Source organism: Dactylosporangium sp. CA-152071 (genome assembly GCF_050936335.1).
GTDB lineage: Bacteria > Actinomycetota > Actinomycetes > Mycobacteriales > Micromonosporaceae > Dactylosporangium > Dactylosporangium maewongense.
Map to the genome: position 1 here is coordinate 3,915,559 of NZ_JBNJMZ010000002.1, position 22,774 is coordinate 3,938,332.

General features: G+C 73.6%; 17 protein-coding genes. 10 read left to right on the top strand and 7 right to left on the bottom strand.

Features of this window, described 5'->3' with window-relative positions; all coding sequences use genetic code 11:
• Positions 1-65 precede the first annotated feature (65 nt).
• Positions 66-668, top strand: a complete 603-nt coding sequence (locus tag ACQEVZ_RS57570; protein ID WP_354890965.1) for a TetR/AcrR family transcriptional regulator — start codon at positions 66-68, stop codon at positions 666-668.
• Between the two features lie 22 nt (positions 669-690).
• Here the strand turns inward: ACQEVZ_RS57570 and ACQEVZ_RS57575 are convergent, their stop codons facing one another.
• On the bottom strand, positions 691-2,049 hold the full coding sequence (locus ACQEVZ_RS57575; protein WP_433384963.1) for a hypothetical protein: 1,359 nt from the start codon (positions 2,047-2,049) through the stop codon (positions 691-693).
• A 291-nt stretch (positions 2,050-2,340) separates the two neighbouring features.
• On the opposite strand from ACQEVZ_RS57575, the gene ACQEVZ_RS57580 reads away from it, so the two are divergent.
• Positions 2,341-5,214, top strand: a complete 2,874-nt coding sequence (locus tag ACQEVZ_RS57580; RefSeq protein ID WP_433384966.1) for a protein kinase domain-containing protein — start codon at positions 2,341-2,343, stop codon at positions 5,212-5,214.
• Between the two features lie 25 nt (positions 5,215-5,239).
• Entirely contained in the window at positions 5,240-5,668 is a 429-nt protein-coding gene (locus tag ACQEVZ_RS57585; protein WP_433384969.1) for a protein phosphatase, read from the top strand.
• Here the strand turns inward: ACQEVZ_RS57585 and ACQEVZ_RS57590 are convergent.
• On the bottom strand, positions 5,661-7,829 hold the full coding sequence (locus ACQEVZ_RS57590) for a glycoside hydrolase family 3 C-terminal domain-containing protein (RefSeq protein ID WP_433384972.1): 2,169 nt from the start codon (positions 7,827-7,829) through the stop codon (positions 5,661-5,663). The two genes, ACQEVZ_RS57585 and ACQEVZ_RS57590, sit on opposite strands and share 8 nt — an antisense overlap.
• A gap of 104 nt (positions 7,830-7,933) precedes the next feature.
• On the opposite strand from ACQEVZ_RS57590, the gene ACQEVZ_RS57595 reads away from it, so the two are divergent.
• Positions 7,934-8,620 carry a TetR/AcrR family transcriptional regulator gene (locus tag ACQEVZ_RS57595; protein WP_433384975.1) on the top strand — a complete coding sequence of 229 codons (687 nt, stop codon included), beginning with the start codon at positions 7,934-7,936 and terminating at the stop codon, positions 8,618-8,620.
• 20 nt (positions 8,621-8,640) lie between these two features.
• Here the strand turns inward: ACQEVZ_RS57595 and ACQEVZ_RS57600 are convergent, their stop codons facing one another.
• Positions 8,641-10,221, bottom strand: coding sequence for a bis-aminopropyl spermidine synthase family protein (locus ACQEVZ_RS57600; protein ID WP_433384978.1), 1,581 nt, complete (start codon positions 10,219-10,221; stop codon positions 8,641-8,643).
• A 583-nt stretch (positions 10,222-10,804) separates the two neighbouring features.
• Between ACQEVZ_RS57600 and ACQEVZ_RS57605 the strand changes: the two genes are divergently transcribed.
• The 6 genes from ACQEVZ_RS57605 to ACQEVZ_RS57630 all read left to right on the top strand — a co-directional run bounded on the left by ACQEVZ_RS57605 (position 10,805) and on the right by ACQEVZ_RS57630 (position 18,920).
• Complete coding sequence (locus tag ACQEVZ_RS57605) at positions 10,805-12,880, top strand: M4 family metallopeptidase (protein WP_433384981.1); 2,076 nt, start codon at positions 10,805-10,807, stop codon at positions 12,878-12,880.
• A 146-nt stretch (positions 12,881-13,026) separates the two neighbouring features.
• Positions 13,027-13,533, top strand: coding sequence for a hypothetical protein (locus ACQEVZ_RS57610; RefSeq protein WP_433384984.1), 507 nt, complete (start codon positions 13,027-13,029; stop codon positions 13,531-13,533).
• Positions 13,530-14,648: a sensor histidine kinase gene (locus ACQEVZ_RS57615; protein WP_433384987.1), complete on the top strand. Its 1,119-nt coding sequence runs from the start codon at positions 13,530-13,532 to the stop codon at positions 14,646-14,648. The genes ACQEVZ_RS57610 and ACQEVZ_RS57615 overlap by 4 nt, the downstream gene beginning before the upstream one ends.
• A complete protein-coding gene (locus tag ACQEVZ_RS57620) occupies positions 14,645-15,325 on the top strand; it encodes a response regulator transcription factor (protein ID WP_433384990.1) in 681 nt (226 codons plus the stop codon). Before ACQEVZ_RS57615 ends, ACQEVZ_RS57620 begins: the two co-directional genes overlap by 4 nt.
• Before the next feature lie 54 nt (positions 15,326-15,379).
• Positions 15,380-17,311, top strand: coding sequence for a vWA domain-containing protein (locus ACQEVZ_RS57625; protein WP_433384993.1), 1,932 nt, complete (start codon positions 15,380-15,382; stop codon positions 17,309-17,311).
• Between the two features lie 310 nt (positions 17,312-17,621).
• Positions 17,622-18,920 (top strand): extracellular solute-binding protein, encoded by a 1,299-nt coding sequence (locus tag ACQEVZ_RS57630; RefSeq protein WP_433384996.1) that lies wholly within the window; start codon positions 17,622-17,624, stop codon positions 18,918-18,920.
• Here the strand turns inward: ACQEVZ_RS57630 and ACQEVZ_RS57635 are convergent.
• The 4 genes from ACQEVZ_RS57635 to ACQEVZ_RS57650 all read right to left on the bottom strand — a co-directional run bounded on the left by ACQEVZ_RS57635 (position 18,911) and on the right by ACQEVZ_RS57650 (position 22,770).
• Positions 18,911-19,591, bottom strand: coding sequence for a class I SAM-dependent methyltransferase (locus tag ACQEVZ_RS57635; protein WP_354890955.1), 681 nt, complete (start codon positions 19,589-19,591; stop codon positions 18,911-18,913). The genes ACQEVZ_RS57630 and ACQEVZ_RS57635 overlap by 10 nt on opposite strands.
• 199 nt (positions 19,592-19,790) lie before the next feature.
• Positions 19,791-20,762, bottom strand: a complete 972-nt coding sequence (locus tag ACQEVZ_RS57640; protein WP_433384999.1) for an alpha/beta hydrolase — start codon at positions 20,760-20,762, stop codon at positions 19,791-19,793.
• Between the two features lie 98 nt (positions 20,763-20,860).
• Positions 20,861-21,526, bottom strand: a complete 666-nt coding sequence (locus ACQEVZ_RS57645) for a response regulator transcription factor (protein WP_344504656.1) — start codon at positions 21,524-21,526, stop codon at positions 20,861-20,863.
• Entirely contained in the window at positions 21,523-22,770 is a 1,248-nt protein-coding gene (locus ACQEVZ_RS57650) for a sensor histidine kinase (protein WP_433385003.1), read from the bottom strand. Before ACQEVZ_RS57650 ends, ACQEVZ_RS57645 begins: the two co-directional genes overlap by 4 nt.
• Positions 22,771-22,774: the final 4 nt, after the last annotated feature.

A 22,774-nucleotide genomic window follows, 5' to 3' on the forward strand; every position in this document is an offset into this window, starting at 1 on the left:
AGTGGTTTGAATGTAGTACTGTGCTTGCAGTGGTGTCAACCAGCCCCGCATGGAAGGACTCAGCGATGCGTCAGAACCCCGCCAGACGGACCGCCCTGCTCGACGCCGCGATCGAGGTCCTGGCCGACGAGGGATCGCGAGGGCTGACACTGCGCGCGGTGGACCAGCAGGCAGAGGTGCCGACCGGCACGACGTCCAACTACTTCAGCAACCGCGCCGACCTGCTGGAGCAGCTCATGGTCCGGGTGCGCGAGCGGCTCACGCCCGACCCGGCGGAGCTTGCCGAGACGATGCGCGCGACACCGTCCCGCGATCTCGTGAAGACCCTCATGCACCAGTTACTGGACAGGACCCGCCGGGAGCGCAGCAGCCACCTCGCCCTGCTGGAGTTACGGCTGGAGGCGACCCGCCGGCCCGAGCTCGACACCATGCTGACCCGGTTCTTCACGGCGGACCTGGAGGCGAATGTCGCGTTCCACGTCGACGCGGGCCTGCCCGGCGACAGCGGCTCGGTGCTGCTGCTGTATCTGGGCATGCTCGGCCTGATCGTCGACGACCTCACCGTGCCCGAGGTGCTGCGGCCGCACGGGGTGGAGGCGCTCGTCGACAGCCTGGTCGACCGCGTGTTCCCGCCACCCGCCGGGGCGGAGGTGGTCGGTCAGGGTTGAGGCGTCAGGAGGGTCGGCCAGGTCAGGCGGACGTCCCGCCCGCGCGGTGACGGGCACGGACCGAGGAGGGCTGCAACGGCGACGGATCGGTCACGGGGGCGAGCGCCATCCGCATCGAGGGCTCGACCGTCGGCGAGGACGTCATCGTGTCGAGGTTCTGCGACGGTACGACACCCCGCAGTCGCCGGGACGGCTGCCGTGACGACGACGAGTCGGTCCAGTCGTGCACAGCGGGCTGCTCGCCCGTCCAGGCATGCGCACGGGCCCACATCTGCGCGCTTGACGGGTGCTGCGAAGCGAAGGGCTCCGGCGAGGGCGCGAGGCTCGAACGAGAGGAGTGCGATGGCGACGGCTGGAGGTGATTCGCGGAGGCCTGGAACCGGGCGGTGATGCGGTCGTCCAGGGCGGGGCGCGGTGCGGGAACGCTGTGCGGGCGCGGCGCGGGGTCGTTGTGCGGCTGCGGCACGGGGACGTTGTGCGTGCGCGGCACGGGGACACTGTGCGGCTGCGGCGCGGGGACGTTGTGCAGTGGCTGCGGCGCGAACCGGGGCGGCGTCGGGAACGCGGGCGGCGGGGCGATCGCGTGCCCGTGGAACCGCGGCTGGGCGGCGGGCGTCGAGAGACGGCGCGGACCGCGGCGTTGACCAGCCGGCGCTGCTGGCGTCGCTGTGGACCCTGCGCCGGCCCGCACCGCAGCGTGCACGGACGGAGCGCCGTGCGCCGAACCGCGGCCGGCGTACGCGGGCCTGGGCGCTGGCGCGAGCATTGGCGTCTCAGGAGCCTCGGTGCCTGCGCGGTGGGCGACGGTCGAGGCCAGGTGGGCAGGGGCCGGGTCGTTCGGCGTCGCGACAGCCGAGGACAGGTCCGAACCCGCAACCGGGGCCGAGTGAGCACCAACCGGGAACAGGTGGGCGCCGGGCGAGGAGGAACGGGCAGAGGAACGGGCAGCGGACGAGGGCAGGAACGGGTCGGCCGGGGCAAGGTGAGTGGAAGGCCAAGGTGCGTGAACGGGGACAGGAACCACGGGCGGGAACGGGGAGTTGGGCTCGGTGTACGTCCTGGCGGCTGCCGGGTGTGGCCGGGACAGGCGGGTCGGGGCGCGGCGGCGGCTGTACGCGCGGCACGTGCCGATGATCGCGGTCGCCGTCAGCGACAGCGGGGCGAGCAGGACGGCCAGGCCGATGAGCATCGGGCCGCCGGTGAAGAGGACCTTGGCCGACCAACCGGCGAGCGCGAGGCCGAAGGTGACGCACACGAGGCGGAGCCGGGAGGCGTTGCCGGGGAGGAAGCCGGCTGCGGCGGTGATGAGACCGGCGATCACGTAGCAGATGAGGAACAGGGTCCCCGCCGTGCTGCCGAGGTGCGAGACGTTCTGGTGCACAAATCCCTCCGAGCCGTACAAACCGTTCCGTCGATAACGGTAGGTGATCGGTTGCGGGCCGGTTGTCAGCAGTTCGGGCGGGTTTGGGGGCAGTGGGGGCGACGGGTTGCCGCGGCGGTGGCGGCAGGTTGCACGCGGGTGGCAGTCGTGATCCTCACGACGGTCCGGGGGCGGTCCGGTGTGCCGATTGCGTGCTTGGGTGAGCGATCGGGTACACCTTTGTGCATGACCGCCGCGCCCGCCTTCGTCGCCGACCGATATCGCCTTTTTGAACCACTTGGGGCGGGCGGGATGGGCAGGGTGTGGCGGGCCCGCGATGAGACGCTCGGGCGGGACGTCGCCGTGAAGCAGATCATCCTGCCGCCGGAGCTGCTCGACAACGCGCGGGACGTCGCGATGGAGCGGACGTTGCGGGAGGCGCGGGCCGCCGCCCGGCTCACCCATCCGAATGTCGTTCGCGTGTACGACGTGCTCGCGTTCGACGGGCAGCCGTGGCTCGTCATGGAGTACGTGCCGTCACGGTCGCTCGACCAGACGCTGCGTGCCGACGGGCCGCTCCCCCCTCGGCGGGTCGCCGAGATCGGCCTCGCCGTGCTCGCCGCGCTGCAGGCGGCGCACCGCGTCGGCGTCCACCACCGGGACATCAAGCCGGGCAACGTCCTGCTCGGCGACGACGGCCGGGTCGTGCTCACCGACTTCGGCATCGCACGGATCGAGGGCGACGGTCACGTCACGCGCACCGGGCTGGTGCTCGGTTCGCCCGAGTACATCGCCCCCGAGCGCGCCCGGGACGGCACAGCGGGCGCCGCGGGAGACCTGTGGTCGTTGGGCGCGACGCTGTACGCGGCGGTGGAGGGGCGTTCGCCGTACGGGCGCGGGTCCGCCATGGAGACGCTGATGGCGCTCGCGTCGGACGAGCTCGACCCGCCGCAGCGGGCCGGGGCACTCGCGCCCGCGCTGCGTGGGCTTCTGCGCAAGGACCCGCGGGCACGGGCCGGGTTCGCCGAGACCGAGGAGCGCCTCCAGGCCGTCCTCGCCGCGCCCACCGAACGCCGCCGCCGGTCCTGGCTTGGCGGCTGGGGGCGCTCGGCGTCCGCTCCGGCCGCGACACCCGCCGCGCCGGCGCGTCCGGCCCCTCCGGTCCCCGCACAACGCCCCGCCCCGGAGCCGCCGACGGTCGTGCAGCCCCGCACCCGGCTCGACCCGCCGACGGTGGTGCAGCCGCCGATCCCGGTGCCGGCACCCGCTCCAGCGGCGGAGTTCGCGTCGGCACCGCCAGCGCCCGCCGACCTCGACCCCCTGCCGAACGATCCGGCGACCTCCGAGCCCGCCCCGCGACAGGAAACCGCGGCGGACGGTTCCGGGGCGGCCGGAAGCGACCTCTGGACGGAGCCCGCCGACGAACCGGCGACGGACGCTGAGCCCGAGACCGCAGCGGACCCGGAACCCGAGCCCCAGGCGGTGCACGCCGAACAGGAAGCGATGGCGGACGGTTCGCGGGCGGTCGGGGGTGACCTCTGGACGGAGCCTGCCGACGAGCCGGCGACGGAGCCTGAGACCGCAGCGGACCTGGAACCCGAGCCGCATGCCGAGGCCGGGCCGGAGACTGAGCTCGCGCCTGCCGACGAGTCTGAGGTCGAGCCGGAGGCTGTGCTCGCTCCGGTGGGTGACTCTGGCGCCGAGCCTGAGGCCGACCACGCGACCGAGGCGGAGCCTGAGCCGGTGCGGGCGTCGGAGGCGTCGCTCGAGTCCGCGACCGAGCCGGAGAGTGAGCAGCTGCCGGAGCCGGTGAGCGCCGCCGGAATGGTCACCGGGGGTGAAGAAGAGACCGACCTTGAGCCCGCGCCGGAAGCTGAAGTCCAGCCGGAGCCTGCGATCGTGCCGGCGCTGGAGGCTGAGCAAGACCCCGCGACGGAGCAGCCGGAACCTGAGGACACGGCCGGACTGCGCGCCGGGTCGTCGTCGGAGTCCGGGAGTGCGGCTGCATTGCGCGCCGAGTCGGAGGCTGCGTTCGCGGCCGTGGCGGAGCCGGAGACCGAGCACGCCGACGAGGAGCCCGAGACCAAGCAGGCCGAAGCGGAACCCGAGACGAAGCGCGTCGAGGCGGAGCCCGAGACCGAGCACATCGAGGCGGAGTCTGAAGCGAGGCACGTCGAGGCGGAACCCGTAGAGGCGAAGTCCGAGGCGGAGCACGTCGTTGCGGAGACCGAGGCGGCGCACGTCGAGACGAAGCCGGAGGTCGTTGCGGCACCGGCGGCCGAGCGGGTCCACTCGGAGCAGGAGACCGCGCGGCTGCGTGCCGAGCCGGAGGTCCAGGGGCAGCCTGCCAAGGCGGACGGGCGCGGGACCGGGTCGGCGGGTGGCGGGAAGAGTGCGCCGGGCGTCACGTACAAGGCGACGCGTAAGCCCGAACCGGATGTGCCGCCAGTTGGGGGCGGTGCCGGTACCGACGCGAAACCGCGGGCCAAGGTCCTTGCGGCGGTCGCGGGGGCGCTCGTGATCGTCGTGCTGGCGGCGTGGCTGGTGCTGCGGTCGGGTGGGGATGACAGCAACCGGACCGCGGCGCCGGCGAGTTCGGAAGGTGCGGGGGCGACGGCGACGGGCGGGGGGACGAGCGCGCCGGCCGGGTCGCCGAGTGTGGCGCCGTCGAGTGAGGCCGCGGGGGGTACGCCGTCGGCGACCGTGCCCGCCTCGCCTCCCGGTGGCGGGAACGGGGCGGGGCAGTTGCCGCCGTTGCCCGCCGGGTGGATCGACTATCACGATCCGTCGGGGTTCTCGGTGTACGTGCCGGCCGGCTGGCGGCAGAGCAAGGACGGCTCGATCGTGTACTTCCGCGGGAACGGGCGGGTGCTTGGCATCGACCAGACCGACAAGCCGAAGTCGGACCCGGTGCGGGACTGGCAGGCGCAGCGGGACTCGCGGCGTGCGGCCGGCGACTTCCCCGGGTACGTTGAGGTCCACATCCAGCCGGTGCCGTACTTCGTGACGGCGGCCGACTGGGAGTTCACGTTCGTGCGGGGCGCGCGCCAGCATGTCAACAACCGTGGTGTGGTGACGTCGCCGACGCAGGCGTACGGGTTCTACTGGCAGACCACCGACGCCGACTGGGCCGCGGCCCGTCCGGATCTCGACCTGGTGTTCGCCAGCTTCCGCCCGCGCGTCTAGGGACCAGCACAGGTAGAGGGGGGACGTGGGCGAGTTGTGGCCGGCGGACACGCCGGGGTTGCTGCGGCTGCCGTCGGGGTTGACCGTCCGGGGGCGGCCGCTGTCCAAGCCGATCCCCGACGGGCCCGTGCCGACGCTCGGCGTGTACGCGCTCGGGCGCGAGCCGGCACCGACGAGCTGGCCGGCCCGCTGGGTGCGCTGGCCCGACTTCGGTCTGCCGAAGGACCGGGACGAGCTGCAGTCCGCCCTCGACGCGGCGCTGCTGGAGGCGCGAACGGGCCGGGTCGAGTTCGGCTGCGGGGGCGGTCGCGGCAGGACCGGGACCGCCCTCGCGTGCCTGGCGGTGCTGGACGGCGTGCCGGCGGGCGAGGCTGTCGCGTACGTCCGCCGGCACTACTCCCGTCACGCCGTCGAGACGCCGTGGCAGCGGGGGTTCGTCAAACGGTTCAGTTGACCGCCGCGGACAGCTTCTCGATGGCCGCGGGGCTGAACGCTTCGCCGGCGAACACGGACAGGCGCGCCAGCGGCAGGCTCCCCATCAGCGTCAGCATCTCCGGGTCGGCGGCGGTGTGCGCCATCACCCCCGCCTCGCCGCTGCCGGCCAGGGCCGCGAACACCTCGCCGAGCGCCTGGGCGCCACGCGGGTCGCTGAGCCACTCCGCGATCGTCGACTCGCCGGTCAGCGGCACCCGGGCGTCGTCGCCGGTGACGGTGGCCGTTGCGGAGACGCGCAGGTCGCGCGACGAGGCACCGATCTCCACCTGGTACGTGCCGCCCTCGACCACCCAGCGGGACAGCCGGGTGTCCCAGTAGGCGAGGTCGTCGCGGGCGATCGGCAGCTCCACCTCGACGGTCTCGCCGGCGGCGATCGCCACGCTCGCGAACGCCTTGAGCTCCCTCGGGGCGCGGCGGACCCGCGAGCCGGCGAGGGAGACGTACGCCTGCACGACCTCGCGGCCGTCGCGGTCGCCGGTGTTCGTGACGCTGAGCCGCACGCTCAGCCCGCCGTCGGTGGCGGTGACGGTCGCCGGGCCGTACTCGAACGTGGTGTAGGACAGGCCGTGGCCGAACGGGTACGCGACCTGCTGGCCCCGGGCGTCGAAGCCGCGGTACCCGATGTGGACGCCCTCGCCGTAGCGGACGTGCCCGGCCTCACCGGGGAAGTCCAGGTAGGACGGGTGGTCGGCGAGGTGCAGCGGGATCGTCTCGGTGAGCCGGCCCGACGGGTTGACCCGGCCGAACAGCACGTCGGCGATCGCGCCGCCGCCGGCCTGGCCGAGCAGCCAGCCCTCGACGATCGCGGGCACCGCCGCGTCCCACGGGCCGGTGCGCAGGACGGCGCCGTTGGAGAGCACGACGACGGTGCGCGGGTTGGCGGCGGCGACCCGTTCGATGAGCTCGACGTGTGCGGCCGGCAGGTCGATCGACTCGCGGTCGGCGCCTTCGGTCTCGCGGTCGGTGCCGGCGAAGACGACCGCGACGGCCGCGTCCCGGGCCAGGGCGACCGCGGCGTCGACGTCGTCGTAGCCGGACGCGAACGTGACGGGGCCCTCGGCCAGGGCGGTGATCTCGTCGAGGGCGTTGTCGAGCCGGGTCGGGTTGATCTGCGAGCTGCCGCCGCCCTGGAAGCGGGGCGTCCGCGCGAACTCGCCCAGCACCGCGATCGTGCCGTCGTGCCGGCCGAGCGGCAGCACGCCGCCGTCGTTCTTGAGCAGGACGATGCCCCGCCCCGCCACCTCACGGGCGAGCGCATGGTGCTCGTCCTTGTCGTAGGTCGCGTCGGTACGGGAGGCGAGCGCTGCCCGTACCAACGAGGAAACCCGCGACACGGCGGTGTCCAGCGTCGACTCCGGCAGGTGTCCGCTGCGGACCGCCTCGACGAGCCGGCGGTCGCCGTCGGGGTCGGGGCCGGGCATGGTGAGGTCGAGCCCGGCGCGGACCGCCTCGACCCGGTCGGCGACGGCGCCCCAGTCGGACACGACGAGCCCTTCGTAGCCCCACTCGCCGCGCAGCACCTCGGTGAGCAGCCAGTGGTGCTGGGAGGCGAGGACACCGTTGATGCGGTTGTACGCGCACATGACGGTCCACGGCTTGGCCTGCGTGACGACGCGCTGGAACGCGCGCAGGTAGATCTCGCGCAGCGTGCGCTCGTCGACGTCGGCGGAGACCCGCATCCGGTCGGTCTCCTGGCTGTTGACCGCGAAGTGCTTCAGCGAGGCACCGACGCCGCGGCTCTGCAGGCCCTTGACCCACTCGGTGGCGAGGACGCCGGTGAGCAGCGGGTCCTCGGCGAAGTACTCGAAGTTGCGGCCGCCGAGCGGGCTGCGCTTCAGGTTGATGCCCGGGCCGAGCAGGACCTGGACGTCCATCGCGCGCGCCTCGTCGCCGAGGGCCTCGCCGACCCTTCTGGCCAGCTGCGGGTCCCAGGTCGAGCCGAGCGCGACGGCGGGCGGGAAGCACGTGGCCGGCTCGCTGTCGAGGATGCCGCCTCCCGGCGCGGCCTTGCGGACCCCGTGCGGACCGTCGGTCAGCATGATGTCGGGCACGCCGGTGACGGCGGTGCTGCGCCAGAAGCTGCTGCCGCTGGTGACGGCGGCCTTCTCCTCGAGGTCCATGGCGTCTCGTCTCCCAGGTCTCGCGCTACTGAGTACTTGTAAAGTAATAGGTACCCGGTAAGGTAGCGCTACGGGCCTCGATGCGACAAGAGGGAACGACTGGGATGGCACGGCACGACAGGACCCGCCTGCCCGCGGCCGAACGACGCCGGCAGATCATCACCGCCGCCACGCGACTCGTGGCGGAGCGCGGCTTCTGGGGTCTGTCGATGCAGGACGTCGCGACCGCCTGCGGCCTGACCGTGCCGGGCCTGCTGCACCACGTCGGATCTAAGGACGGCCTGCTCATCGCGATCCTCGAACACCGCGACGCCGAGGACGCCCGAGCCCTGGACTCCCTGCTCGCCGGCCCTTCTTCAGGCTCCGCCGGCGCTACGGATCCCACCAGGGATTTGGGTTCCGCCGACACGGCGGATTTCGCCGGCGCCGCGGATTCCACGTGCGCTGCCGGTCTCATCGGTGCGCCGGGGGCGACGTTGCGGGAGGTGTGCGCGGCCGTGGTGCGGCGCAACGCTTCGCAGCCGGAGATCGTGCGGCTGTTCGCGGTGCTGCAGGCGGAGTCGCTCACCCCCGATCACCCCGCGCACGACTACTTCGTCGCGCGGCAGCAGCGCATCCTGAACGAGATCACGGCCCTGGCGAAGACCGCCGGCACCACCGTCCCTCCGGAGACGACGGCGCGGCGGATCATCGCGCTCATGGACGGGGTGCAGCTGCAGTGGCTGCGCTCCCCCGGCTCCGACCTGGTCCAGCTCTGGGCCGCGACGGCCGACGGTCTACTGCCCGACTGACAGGTCCCGGGTCGTGCCGGTCAGGGCCGGCCGGGTCGCGCCGTAGGCTCGGGGTGGTCCGGCGATTCGGGGGTGAGGGCTTGGACGAGGGCCGCGATCGCGTAGCGGGGCAGGTCGAGCAGCCGGGCCTCGAGCCACGCCTGCGGGACGAGCTCGGCGACCTTCGCCCTGGCTTCGTTCTTCGTCAGGCCGTGCTCCCGGACGAGCCCTTCCCGAAGCACATTGCCCAGCTTTCCGTGCGCGTGACCCAGCAACCATCCCACCGCCGTGCGCGACCCGTCACGCACCGCTGCCGCCTCGACGATCGCGAGCCGCGGAGACGGCGTGCTACGGCGGTATCGCAGCGTGTACTTGGCGGCGACGACTGCGCGTAGCGAGGCCTGACTCTTCGCATCGATGAGGTCGGGTGATTTGTTGGGGACCTGTAAGCTCAGGGTAGAAGCATTGAGCGCCAGCAGCACCCGCAGGAGCCATGGACCTGGATCGCCTGTGAGGTCGACCTGGTCCGGCACCGAATGCACCGGCCCCGCCAGCAGCTCCGCAGGCCCGCGCCCGACCGCCTCGCCCTCCAGCGAGTGCTCGCCGTGGGTGTACATGTTGACGGCCGCCCCGCTCAGCCGCTTCTCCAGCACCTGCCAGGTCCGCGCGGTCGGCCTGCACACGTAGAGGTCACTCGCGGACCCGACGGCCTGCGCGCCGTGGTACCGGTTGAACGCCGGCAGGATCGCTTCGACGGCGAGGTCGAGGTCGAGCACCGCCCGCTGCACCTTCACCCCGAGCGCCGGCGTGAGCGGGCTGAAGCCGTAGGCCATGACCAGCCGCCCGTTGGCCCGGTCCCGCAGCGCCTGCGCGCCCCGCCCGAGGAACAGCTGCACACCCTCCGGCGTGTACGGCGGGTCGGTGAAGACGAGATCCGCGGACTCGGCGACGACCGGGGGCAGCCCGAACCGCAGGTCCGCGTGCCAGCACTCGACGGCGCGTCCCCGCTCGGCCGCCCGTCCCGCGATGAACTCCAGCAGCCGCTCGTCGACGTCGACCACCGTGACCCGCACGTCGGACCTGACCGCGAGGACCGCGAGCGAGGTCAGGTCATGATCGCCGATGCAGACGAGGTGGGCGCCGGCCAGGTCGTACGTCTCGTCCAGCCAGCGCGCCCGTTTTGCCGCGGTTTCGGCCGTTGCGGACACGTGGTCGAGGGCGCGGTCGGTGGGGACCTCGGCGACGAGGCGGGCCATGTCGGCGATCAGGTCTTCGTCCGAGATGCCCGACAGGCCGGACGAGATGACCGGCAGACCAGAATCGGCCGGTTTGAGTGATTCAGCCGGATCGACCGGCTTATCCGCAGATAGTGGTGAATATGGTTGCTTGGGGTGAGATTGGGCGGTGAAGTGGGTGCGGTAGGTGGCGGGTAAGCGGAGGGTGCCGTTGCGGGAGGTGTGGAGGTCGGGGCCGGCGGCGCGGAGGAGTTGTTCGGCGGTGCGGCGGGGCAGGGCGTGCTCACGGATCAGGTCGTCGAGGGTGGCCGGCGTCGTCGCCAGGTGAACGAGGGCCTCGCGGAGGCGGCGGGCGGTGATGCCCGCGGACTTGACCAAGTCGGTCACCGCATCCAAGGGCGTCGGGACCGCCGGGGCGTCGTCGGACTGAGCCACCCGCGCAGCGGCCGGGCCCGCCGGAGTGGCGGCCGAATCCGGCGCAGCAGCGCCCGGATCCAGTGAAGCCGCGGCCGCGGGGGACGGGAGTGCGCCGGGGGTGGGCCGCGGCGTCGGGGAGTCCGAAGAGGAGGGGGCGGCTGGCGGCGTCATCGTCGTTCACCTTACGGGGCGGGGCTCAGCGGGCAAGACCGGTAAAGGTCATCGATGAGTTAAAAGTTAATGACCTGCAGTTATTCAACGACGGAGGCGTGAATTCAGTTAAACCGTTTCGGCGGTGTTTCAGGGCGGCGGTGGGGTTGAAGTACAGGGTGGCGGCAAGGGTGGGCAGAGGGCATCAAGTCTTGTCCCGGCGATTCCGGCTGTGTGATCGTCCTGAAATCGCCAAGAGTCGATGAAGCTCGCGGTTGGCCGATCGGCGCGCGCACGCCGGCCGTTGCTCCTGTGATTCGACGCTTGCGTGTCTCGATTGGTTCCGGCGCACACCCGACGTTGCACCCCCGGCACAGTGCGCCGCCCCGGAAAGAAGGCACCCTTGAAGCTGTCCCCACGGTTCGCTACAGCGGCCGGAGTGCTCGCGGTCGGGCTGGTAACAGCCGGCACCGCCGCAGCCGTGCAAGCCTCGCCCGCGTTGCCGTCGGCGCCCACAGGCGTCGAGGCAGCCAACGCCGTCGCGGCCAAGTCGGCCGAGACGTTCGTGTCCAGCCGTCCGAGCGTGCTGCAGCCCAGCAGCGACGACGCTTACGTGCAGAAGTCGGTGACCGCGTCCGGCAGCGCGAAGTACATCGCGTATGAGCGGACGTACAAGGGTCTGCCGGTCGTCGGTGGTGACTTCGTGGTCGTCACGGACGCGGCGGGCGCGACCAGGTTCACGTCGGTCGCTCAGACGCAGTCGATCGGCACCCTGTCGACGACGGCGAAGATCAGCTCGGCGGACGCCGAGGCGGCCGCGCGCAAGCTGCTCACGTCGGTGAACGCCGTCGAGAGCACCAAGCTCGTCGTCTACACGCTGGACGGCGCGGCGAAGCTGGCGTACGAGACGACGCTCAACGGCACCGGTGCGGAGGGCGCGAGCCGTCTCACCGTGAACGTCGACGCCACCACGGGCGCCGTGCTCAGCAAGCGTGAGCGGGTCATGCACGGCACGGGCACGGGCTGGATCGTCGGCAACGTCACCATCAACACGTCGCTGTCCGGCAGCACGTACAGCATGAAGGACCCGAGCTACCCGACCATCGCCTGCCAGAACGCCACCGGCAACGCGACCTTCACGGGCACCGACGACGTCTGGGGCAACGGCGACGGCACCAACCGGGAGACCGGTTGCGTCGACGCCCTGTACGCGGCGCAGAAGGAACTCGGGATGTTGTCGTCGTGGCTGGGCCGCAACGGCTTCAACGGCAGCGGCGGCGGCTGGCCGATCCGCGTCGGCCTGAACGACCAGAACGCGTACTACGACGGCACGCAGATCCAGATCGGCAAGAACACCGCCGGCAAGTGGATCAGCTCGCTGGACGTCGTCGGCCACGAGGTCGGCCACGGCATCGACGACACGACCCCGGGCGGCATCTCGAACAACGGCACCCAGGAGTTCGTCGGTGACGTGTTCGGCGCGGCCACCGAGGCGTTCGCCGCCAACCCGAACGACCCGGCCGACTACCAGGTCGGCGAGGAGGTCAACCTGGTCGGCAGCGGCCCGATCCGCTACATGTACAACCCGTCGCTCGCCGGTGACGACAACTGCTACTCCAGCAGCACGCCGTCGCAGGAGGTCCACGCGGCCGCCGGCCCCGGCAACCACTGGTTCTACCTGCTCGCCGAGGGCACCAACCCGACCAACGGGCAGCCGACCAGCACCACGTGCAACGGCTCGACCGGCCTCGTCGGCATCGGCATCCAGAAGGCCACGAAGATCTTCTACAACGCGATGCTGATGAAGACCTCGTCGTCGTCGTACCTGAAGTACCGCACCTGGACGCTGACCGCGGCCAAGAACCTGTACCCGGGCAGCTGCACCGAGTTCAACGCGGTCAAGAACGCGTGGACGGCCGTCAACGTCCCGGCGCAGTCCGGTGACCCGACCTGCACCGGCGGCACCACCCCGCCGCCCACCACGTCGAACCCGCCGACCTCCAACCCGCCGACCGGCAACTGCTCCGGCCAGAAGCTGCTCAACCCGGGCTTCGAGTCGGGCACCGCGTCGTGGAGCGGCACCACCGGCTCCATCGGCCAGTGGGCCAGCCAGGGCCAGGCCGCGCACGGCGGCACCTACAGCTCCTGGCTCGACGGGTACGGCACGACCCACACCGAGGCGATCCAGCAGTCGGTGACCATCCCAGCCGGGTGCAAGGCCACGCTGACGGCCTACATCCACATCGACTCGGCTGAGACGACCACGACCGTCGCGTACGACAAGCTGACCATCACGGCCGGCTCGACCACCCTGGGCACCCTGTCGAACCTGAACAAGGCGTCCGGATACGTCCTGCGCACGTACAGCCTGAACGCGCTCGCCGGCCAGACCGTGGTGATCAAGTTCAGCGGTTCTGAGGACTCGTCCCTGCAGACGTCGTTCGTCCTCGACGACCTCGCGGTGACCCTCAGCAACTAAGTACCGCAGCACGACGCAAGCAGCAACATCCAGGGAGGAAGCCCGGGTCGCGCGCCGGCCCGGGCTTTTCCTGTGGGCGGATCTCCACCCGGGCTCCACCCGTGGATGGCGGCGCTCCACCCGGCCCGGAACCTAGCGTCATCGACATGAATCTCACCACGATCCTGCTGGTCGCCGCCGCCATCGTGTACGTCCTGATCCGCCGCTTCACGGGCGAACCCTTCGAAGTGCGCCACCTCGTGGTGCCGCCGGTGCTGCTGATCGCCGTGGGCGGCTACCAGGTCGCACACACGTCCGGACAGCACCCGGTCCTCGACGGCGCCGTCCTGGGGGCGGGCGCGCTGCTCGCCGTCGCGGGCGGGATCCTGCGGGGCCTGACGGTCAGGGTCTTCGTCAGGCAGGGGCGGCTCTGGTACCGCTACACGGCGTGGACGGTCGTCGTCTGGCTCGTGGTCGTCGGGGTCCGCTTCGCCGAGAGCGCGGCCGGGACGGCGCTCGGCGCGGACACGGCCGTCGTCGTCGCCGCGCTGCCGCTCATGTTCGGCCTGAGCCTCCTCGGTGAGGCGGCCGTCATCGGCCGCCGCGGCCTCGCCACCGGAGTCCCGTTCGGCGACTGGTACCGCAGCAGCAGCCGCGACCTGATCCACCGGTGAGCGCCACAGCGGTGGAGACTGGCACGGTGTTCACGGTCACCGACACCGCGGTCGCCCGCTGGCGTCAGGCGCGCAGCATGGCGTTCCTCGTCTTCATGAGCGCCGCCCTGGTGCACACCAACCCCCGGCCGGACCTCACCGGCCGGGGGATCGCCGTCCTCGGGTTCGGCGCGGCCGCCGCCGCCGGGTGGATCGCGATGACGTTCCTGACCGGCACCCGGCAGGCGGCCGGCGTCGGGGTGTGCGCGGCGGCCGGGCTGGCGGTGGCGGCGCTGGACACGCGGGGGTTCGCGCCGCTGTACCTCATCGCCGCCGGCACCGTCGCCGTGGCGGTGCTGCCGCTCAGGGAGGTGGCGGCGGGCACCGCCGTCGCGGCCGGCGCGCTGACACTCATTCTGTGGGCGCAGGGCGAGGGCTGGCGGGAGATGCTCGTCTGGGCCGGGTCGCTGCTGCTGGTGCTGCTGCTCGGCGTGGTCCGGCGGCAGCGGGAGGAGCAGGCCCGCCAGGCGGAGCGGGTCGCGGCCCTCGACGAGCGCGCCAGGGTGGCCCGGGAGATCCACGACGTGCTCGCGCACTCGCTGTCGGCGCTGTCGGTGCAGCTGGAGACGGCGGCGGCGCTGCTGGAGAAGGACCGGACGGCGGACGCGGCCGTGCTCGTCGAGCGGGCCGGCCGGCTCGCCCGCGACGGACTCACCGAGACGCGCCGGGCCGTCGGGGCGCTGCGCGGGGACCCGGTGCCGCTCGGCGAGCTCGTCGGTGCGCTCGCCGACGGGTACCGCGCCGACCTGAACGCACCCGCGGACGTGACCGTGACGGGCACCCCGCGGCCCCTCGCCGCCGAGCCGGGCCTGGCGCTGTTCCGCACCGCGCAGGAGGCCCTGACCAACGTGCGCAAGCACGCGCCGGGCAGCGCCGTCACCGTCCACGTCGACTACCAGCCGGACGGGGTGCGGCTCACGGTCCGCAACGACGGCCACGCGACCGCGGGACGGAAACCGCCGGAGGGCGGGCACGGGCTCGCCGGGATCCGGGAGCGGATCGGGCTCGCCGGCGGCACCGTCACCGCCGCGCCGGACGGCGGCGGGTGGCTCGTCGATGCGAGGATCCCCGGATGATCAGGGTGGTGGTGGCCGACGACCAGACGGTGGTCCGGGAAGGCCTCGAGGTGCTCCTCGGCCTGCTCGATGACGTCGAGGTCGTCGGCACGAGCGGCGACGGCGACGGGGCCGTCGAGCTGGTCGCCGCGCACGATCCCGACGTGGTGCTGATGGACCTGCGGATGCCGGGCTGCGACGGGGTCACCGCGACCGCCAGGATCCGGGCCGCGCACCCGCGGACGCGGGTGGTGGTGCTGACGACGTACGCCGACGACGCCGACATCCTCGGCGCGATGCGGGCCGGCGCGCTGGGCTACCTGACCAAGGACGCCGGCCGGGCGCAGATCGCGCAGGCGGTGCGGGCCGCGGCGGCCGGGCAGTCGTTCCTGGACCCGGTCGTCCATGCGAAGCTCGTCGCCGCCGCGACAGGACCCGCGGCCGGACCCGCGGCGACGGGGGAGGCGCCGGCGCCAGTCGTACAGACGCCGCAACCGCTGCCGGACGGGCTGACGGCACGCGAGGCGGAGGTCCTCGGCCTGATCGCGGCCGGGTTGTCGAACCGGGAGATCGCGAAGCGGCTGTTCGTGACCGAGGTGACCGTCAAGTCGCACGTGAACCGGCTGTTCGCCAAGACCGGGGTGCGGGACCGGGCGCAGGCGGTGCGGTACGCGTTCCAACACGGTCTGACCGGCTGAAGTGGCGCTCAGGCGATAGACTGGCGTCGACCTCCGGGGAGGTGCGCCGCTCGCATGACCGACAACGGGGACGACGACCGTCGTGCGGCACGTCCGCTGGTGTCCGTGCTCGTGGTCATCTCCGGCGGGCTCGGGATCTCGCTGCAGCAGCTGTCGACCGGCACGCCCGAGTCGACCGGGCGCTGGGTGATGCTGATCGCCGGGGCGTTCATCGGCGGCGCCGCGAGCATCCTCGCCACCGGGCTGTTCGAGCGGCTGCTGACGTGGTTCGGGTTCGGGTGGACGTTCCTGCGGACCCGCACCAGGCTGCGGACCGTGGTCGCCGGCGTCGTCGCCTGCGTGCTCGCGGTGGCCGCCGGGCTCGTCATCCCCGTCCTGTACGAGGCGCTGCACCGCCGCCTCTACGGGTGCCCGCAGCCCGCGGCGGTGCGGGTCATGACGTCCGTCGAGCAGCTGGGGGCGGCGCTGCGCCTCGCCGACGCCTACGAGACCGCCACCGCCGAGCACCACCACGGCTGCCCGACCGCGGACCTGTACGTCTACGGCGCGGGCCCCACCGAGGCGCGGGCGGCGGTCGCCAGCGGGTGGCTCAACGACGCGCTGCAGCGCATCGGGCCGCGCGCCGACGTGTGGCTGCCCGACTCGGCCCTCGACGTGACCGCCGCCGTCGCCGCGTCGGCCCGCTTCGGGGTCACGGTGCCGGTCGCGGAGCGGCGCGGCATCGGCTCCTCCCCCGTCGTCCTCGCCACGCCGCCGGACCTGTCACCGGCGCTCGAGGGCGACCTGAGCTGGCGGCAGGTGTGGACGGAGACGGGCCGGCTGGGCCTGGACGTCGTGCGGCCCGACCCCGCGGTCTCCACCGCCGGTGTGCTCGGCACCGCCGCGCTGTACACGAGCCTCGGCGCGACCCCGGCGACGGCCCGTGGCGTCGAACGGCGCCTCGAGGCGGCCCTCGACCGCGGCGGCTACCCGCTCGGCACCGGCGCCGACCTGCTGTGCCACGGTGGCACGGGCCGCGCTCCGGTGGCCGTCGTCGCCACCGAGCAGGCCGTGGTCCGCTACAACCAGGGCCTCGCGTGCCCCGCCGGCGGCCGGCCGGAGCGGCCGCTGGTCGTGCGGTACCCGAACGACACGATCAGCGAGGACCACCCGTTCGTCCGGCTCGCGTGGGACGGGGTCGCGGCGACGACCGCGGCCGCCGCGGCGGGGTTCGGCGCGTGGCTCGGCGGCGAGGACGGCCACCGGGCGCTGATCCGGGCCGGGCTGCGGCCACCCGGCCTGTCCCCCGTCGGCGACCCGCTGACCGAGCAGTTCGGCGCGCACGCGGGGGCGGTCTTCGACCGGCGGCCACCGTCCGCCTCGACGATCGGCGATGTTCTGCGCCTGTACGACGCCGCGCACCGGCCCGGGCGGGTGCTGCTCGCCCTCGACGCGTCCGGGTCGATGCTGACCGCCGTCGACCGCGTCGGCACGACCCGCTTCCAGCTGGCGTCCCGCGGGGTGACGGGCGCGCTGGACCTGATGAGCGGCCGGGACGAGTTCGGGCTGCGGGTGTTCCCCGCCGACGCCCGCGGCGGCGGGTTCCGGGACCTCCTGCCGATCGGGCCCGCCGCGGGCCGGGCGCAGTCCGCCGCGGCCGCGATGGCGTCCGTACGACCGGCCGGCGGCACGCCGCTGCTGCGGACCGTCGCCGACGGGGTCCGCGACGTCGCCACCGACCCCGGTGAACGGATCGCCTCGCTCGTGGTGCTCACCGACGGCAACGACACCACCGCCCTCACACCGTCCGAAGTGGACACCCAGGTGCGGGGGAAGGGCGTGCGGGTGTTCGTGGTCGCGATCGGCGAGGCGAGCTGCGGCACCCTGGCCCTGCGCGACGTGATCGCCCACACCGGTGGTGGCTGCTACGACGCGCGTCCCGACACCCTCGACGACGTGCTCGTCGCGCTGTTCGGGCTGCTCTGGGGAGGCGACGCGGGCGCATGACGATCTCCAAGTGCGGGCCCGGAAATTGTCGTACCCCGCTGGCATGCTGTCCCCGTGAGCCGGACCACGGTCCGTCGGCCGGCATCAAACCACACCCCGAGCCCCCATCGACGGGCGATGACCTCTGGGGAGGCGACACCCGACCATGACAACCCCGCCCAGCACCGACCCGCCGCCTCCGCCGCCGGGGGATGACCCACCATCTCCGCCGCCCGGGGACGACCCGCCACCCCCTCCGCCGCCGGGGGACGATCCGCCGCCTCCGACGCCGGGCGGTGGGCGGCGGAGGTTCCGGGACCTGTTCGGGTGGGTGGGGGTCCTCACGGGATTCGTGGCGGGGGTGGTCGTCACGGCGCTCGCCGGTGTGTACGTGGTGCCGAGGCTGGACCGGGACGGCGGCCTCGAACGCGGCGACCTCGTGATCCTCAGCGGGCGCGACGACGGTCAGGGCAACCAGCGGCGGGCGCTGGTCGACCAGTGGAACGCGCTGCACCCCGACAACCCGGCCAGGATCGAGGAGATCGCCGCCGACGCCGACGCGCAGCACAGCGAGATGGTCGCCCGCGCGCAGAGCGGCGGCGCCGGTCAGGGTGGCGGCGTCGACATCTTCAACCTCGACGTCACGTGGACCGCCGAGTTCGCGTCCAGCGGCTACATCCGGGCGCTGCCGGGCGACCAGGACGTCGCCGGGTTCCTGACCGCGCCGCTGGCCACCTGCCGGTACAAGGGGAAGCTCTGGGGGTTGCCCTTCAACACCGACGCCGGGCTGCTCTACTACCGGTCGGACCTCGTCACGACCGCCCCCGCGAACTGGTCGCAGCTGGTCAACACCGTCCAGGACGTCCTGGCGCGGCCCGCCACTGCGCCCGCCACTGGGCCAGCCACCGTTCCAGCCGCCGGGTGGGCCGGGCAGCTGCGCGACTACGAAGGGCTCGCCGTCAACGCGCTCGAGGCGATCTGGGCCGCCGGCGGCGAGGTCGTCGACGGCCACGGCGAGGTCGTCATCGACTCCCCCGAGGCGCAGACGGGCCTGACCCGGCTGGCGACGGGGCTGCGCCCCAGGGCGCCGCAGGTGGTCCTGCCGGACTCGGTGCGGTTCGACGAGTCGGCCACGACGCAGGCGTTCGCCGCGGGGCGGCTCGTCTTCATGCGTAACTGGCCCGTCGCGCACCGGGCGCTCGGTCCGGTGGACCCGGCCGGCGCCGACGCCGCGGACGCCGTCCGGTTCGGGGTGGCGAACCTGCCGGGCCCGAGCGCCCTCGGCGGGCAGAACCTCGCCGTGGCCGGCCAGAGCAAGCGGCCGGCGGCGGCGCGGGCGCTCATCGAGTTCCTCACCGGCGAACGCAGCCAGCAGCTGCTGTTCGAGCGGGGCGGGTTCGCCGCGACCCGGGAGATCGTGTACCGGGACGCGGCGGTCGTGAAGCTGTACCGCTACGCGCCGACGCTGCTGGACGCGATCCGGTCCGCGCACAGCCGGCCCGTGACGGCGCACTACGCGCAGTTCTCCGAGACGTTCCGGCAGGTGGTGCGGGAAGCCCTCGCCGACGGCGGCCGGCTGCCCGCGGACGCGAAACCCCGCCTGCAACGGGCTTTACAGGGCTACAAGTAGGCGAAGAGCATCGGGTTCGCCGACGCCGCCGCGTGCACGGGGGCGGCCAGCCGCAGCTTGTGCTTGAGCCCGACGAGCCGGTCGTGGGTGTCCGGGTCGGCGGCCGGCGACGCCGTCAGGTGCCCGATGCCGTGCCGCCGCAGCCAGCCGAGCACGACGGCGCCCTCGCTGACCGGCCACGGGCGCCGGCCGTGGAACACGTCGTGGACGGCCACGGCGGCACCCGGACGGAGCCGTTCGAAGAGCGTCGTGGTGTACCAGCGGGCGAACCGCGCCGTGTGGGCGGCGTCGACGAGGACGAAGCCCGGGTCGTCGGGCAGCGGCCCGTCGCGCACGTCGCCGCGGGTGAACCGCCACCGGTCCGCGGCCAGCTCCCGCGGCACGGCCGCCGCGGCGTCGCCGGTGAGGTCGAACGTGTGCAGCTCCCCCACGCCGTTGTCCCCCAGCGCGCGCAGCAGCCACGTCGTGGACCAGCCCCGGGCGGAGCCGATCTCCAGCACGGCCCGCGGGCGCAGCGCCCGGATCGTCAGGTAGCTGATCTCGGCCTCGAGGTCGTCGAGCCGCGGCCGCATCGGCCGCTGGGCGAGCAGCTCGCGCTGGGCGTCGCGGGCGGCGCGGAGGTCGTCGGCGTACGTCCGGTACCAGCTGACGAGCGTGTCGAGCGGCAGCATCCAGGTCTCCGCCCGCGATCGCTGTGATGGCCGAGCGTCATGGTTGCCGGGCGGCACCCCGTTCGCCGTCCGGGATCGCTGTGAGAGCCGGGCATCAGGCCGCACCCAGCTCTCGGTCCGCGATCGCTGGAAGGGCGGGACGTCATGCGCGCCGGACGGCACCCGAGTCTCCGTTCGCGGTCGTTGCGAGGAGCGGGCGTCAGGCGTGGCGGGCGGCATCGAGGTCTCCGTTCGCGAGGGCGGCGAGGGCGTCCAGGGAGGCGGTGCCGGGGACGAAGTAGCCGTCATGACCGGTGACGCCTTCGACGGGCAGCGGGGTCGCCCCGAACGCGGGGTCCGTCGGGTGCGCGCCGTGCCCGGCGCCGAGGATGCGGAGCCCGGGCAGGCGGCGGGTCCAGTCGCCCGGCGCGGTGCCGGCCCAGACGCGGGCGGTGGTGCGCAGGTCGGCGGCCCGGTCGACGCCCATGCCGGGGCTGCCGAGCGCCACGATGTCGGTGACCCTGCCGCCGGTCCCCGCGTCGAGGCGCGCCGCCGCCAGGCCGATGACGGTGGAGCCGTAGCTGTGCCCGACCAGCACGATCCGCGGCGCGTCCACGTCCCGGAGGAACCGCAGCAGCGCGTCGGCCCCGCTCGCCGCGGCGTCCTCCCGGACCGCGTCGAGCCGGACTCCGCCCGGCGGGTGGTACCCGAGCCAGGCGATCACCGCGACCCCGCCCCGCCGCCCCACGGACGCCGCCGCCCCGGAAGTGGCAGCCGAGCGCCCGGGCGACCCCGACCCAGCGGCGATCGAAGCAGCGGACGAACCCACGGACGCGACGGACGAAGGCCCGGGCGACACCGACCCTGCGGCGGTCGAAGCGGCAGGCGAAGCAGCGGACGGAGGTTGGTGCAGGTCGGCGGCGCGGGTGGCGAGCTGCCTGGCCTGCCAGGCGGGGGCGCGGCGCTGGACGCCGCCGAGGCCGCGGTCGAAGTTGGCGGCGGTGGTGGCCACGCCCGGGACCAGGACGACGACCGTCGCGGCGGTCGAGGGGTCGCCGACGACCTCGACGGCGAGGCCGTTCGCGAAGCGGGCGCTGTGGACGCCGACGGGCGGCAGGTCGGTGGCCTGCGTGGGGCCGAACACCGACCAGAGCACCGCGATCAGCGGCAGCGCGAACAACCTGCGAAGCATGCAGCCGAAGGTAGGTGCGGGGCTACGGGCGGATCGTCACTCTGCGGGACCATCTGCCGGGCGGCCGGGGGTAGTACCCCGGTACTACGGGGACGACCCTACGCCCCGGCGCTGACGAGGCCGGTCTCGTAGGCGAAGACGACGGCCTGGGCGCGGTCGCGGAGGTCGAGCTTCGTGAGGACGCGGCTGACGTGGGTCTTCACGGTCTGCTCGGCGACGACGAGGTCCTCGGCGATCTCCGCGTTGGAGCGGCCGCGGGCGACGAGCCGCAGCACCTCCGTCTCGCGGGGGGTGAGGGCGGCGAGCCGGCCGGGCTCCTGGCCGGTGCGCTTCGGGCGGGCCGCGAACTGCTCGATGAGCCGCCGGGTCACGGACGGGGCGAGCAGGCCGTCGCCGGCGGCGACGACCCGGACGGCGTTGACGAGCTCCGCCGCGGGGGCGTCCTTCAGCAGGAAGCCGGACGCGCCGGCGCGCAGCGCCTCGAAGACGTAGTCGTCGAGGTCGAACGTGGTGAGGATGACCACCTTCGGGCGGTGCGTCCCGGGGGCGGTGGCGAGGATGCGGCGGGTGGCCTCGATGCCGTCGAGGACGGGCATGCGGATGTCCATGAGGACGACGTCGGGCGCGTGCTCGCGGGCCATCGTGACGGCCTGGGCGCCGTCGGGGGCGTCGCCGACGACGACGAGGTCGGTCTGGGCGGCGAGCAGGGCGGCGAACCCCTGCCGGACCATCGCCTGGTCGTCGACGATCATGACCCGGATCACGGCGTGACCTCCAGGGGAAGGGTGGCGTGGACGGTGTAGCCGCCGGCGGCGTCGGGGCCGGCCTCGAACGTGCCGCCGATCGCGGTGGCCCGCTCCCGCATGCCGAGCAGCCCGTGCCGCTCCCCGCCCGAGTCACCAGCGTCACCAGCGTCGCCGGAGCCCGCGCCGGAAGGCGCGCCGGAGGACGGGTCGCCGGCGGTGTTCCGCACGGACAGGTCCAGTGCCGACGGGCCGAGGGCGAGGGCGATGTGGACGGGCGCGCCGGCGGCGTGGCGGCGGGCGTTGCTGAGGGCCTCCTGGGCGATGCGGAAGGCGGCCAGCCCGACCGCGGGCGGCACCGTCGCGCCCGGCAGCGGGTCGAACGTGACGTCGACGCCGGCCTCGCGGGCGTCGTGGACGAGCCGGGTGAGGTCGTCGAGGACGGGCTGCGGCTCCACGAGCGGCGTCTCGGTGCTGCGCAGCACGCCGAGCAGGCGGCGCATCTCGACCAGCGCCTCGCGGGAGGTGCCGGCGATCGCGGCGAGCTCCTCGGCGACCGCCGGTGGGACGCCGTCGATGCGGTACACGGCGGTCTCGGCGCGCACGGCGATGAGCGACATGTGGTGGGCGACGACGTCGTGCATCTCGCGGGCGATCCGGTTGCGCTCCTCGGCGACGGCGCGGCGGGCCTGGGCGAGCTCGGTGCGCTCCTCCTCCTGGGCGAGCGCGGCCTGCACCTCCCGGCGGCGGCGGACCTGGTCGCCGATGACGAGGATCGCGGTGACGGCGAGCAGCAGCCCGGCGATGTTCTGGGACCTGACGGTCCCGACCACGAGCAGCGTCGCGGACAGCCCGACCCAGACCAGGACGCCGCGGCGGTGCCGGACCGCGGCGACGGCGAGCAGCACCGGGTAGGACAGCATCTGCACCGGCGACCACGGCCACGGGGTGCCCTGGTCGATGTCGACGGCCAGGTACGTATACACGGCGACGAGCCATGCGACCCGCCACGCGAGCAGCGGCCGGGTCGCGACGAGCCCGATCGGGGCGACGATGAGGGCGGCGTCGAGGGCGAGGAACAGGGAGCCGACGTGCGGGCCGTTGCCGCGCAGGTACTCGTAGCTGGCGAGCCCGCACAGGATCGCGACGACGACCCCGATCGTCGGCAGGGACCTGCCGAGCCGGGTGCGGGGGCGCACCGGCGGGTCGGGGCCGATCAGGAACGTGCGGAGGTCCCGCAGCACGACCTTCCACACGCTCCGCACCCCG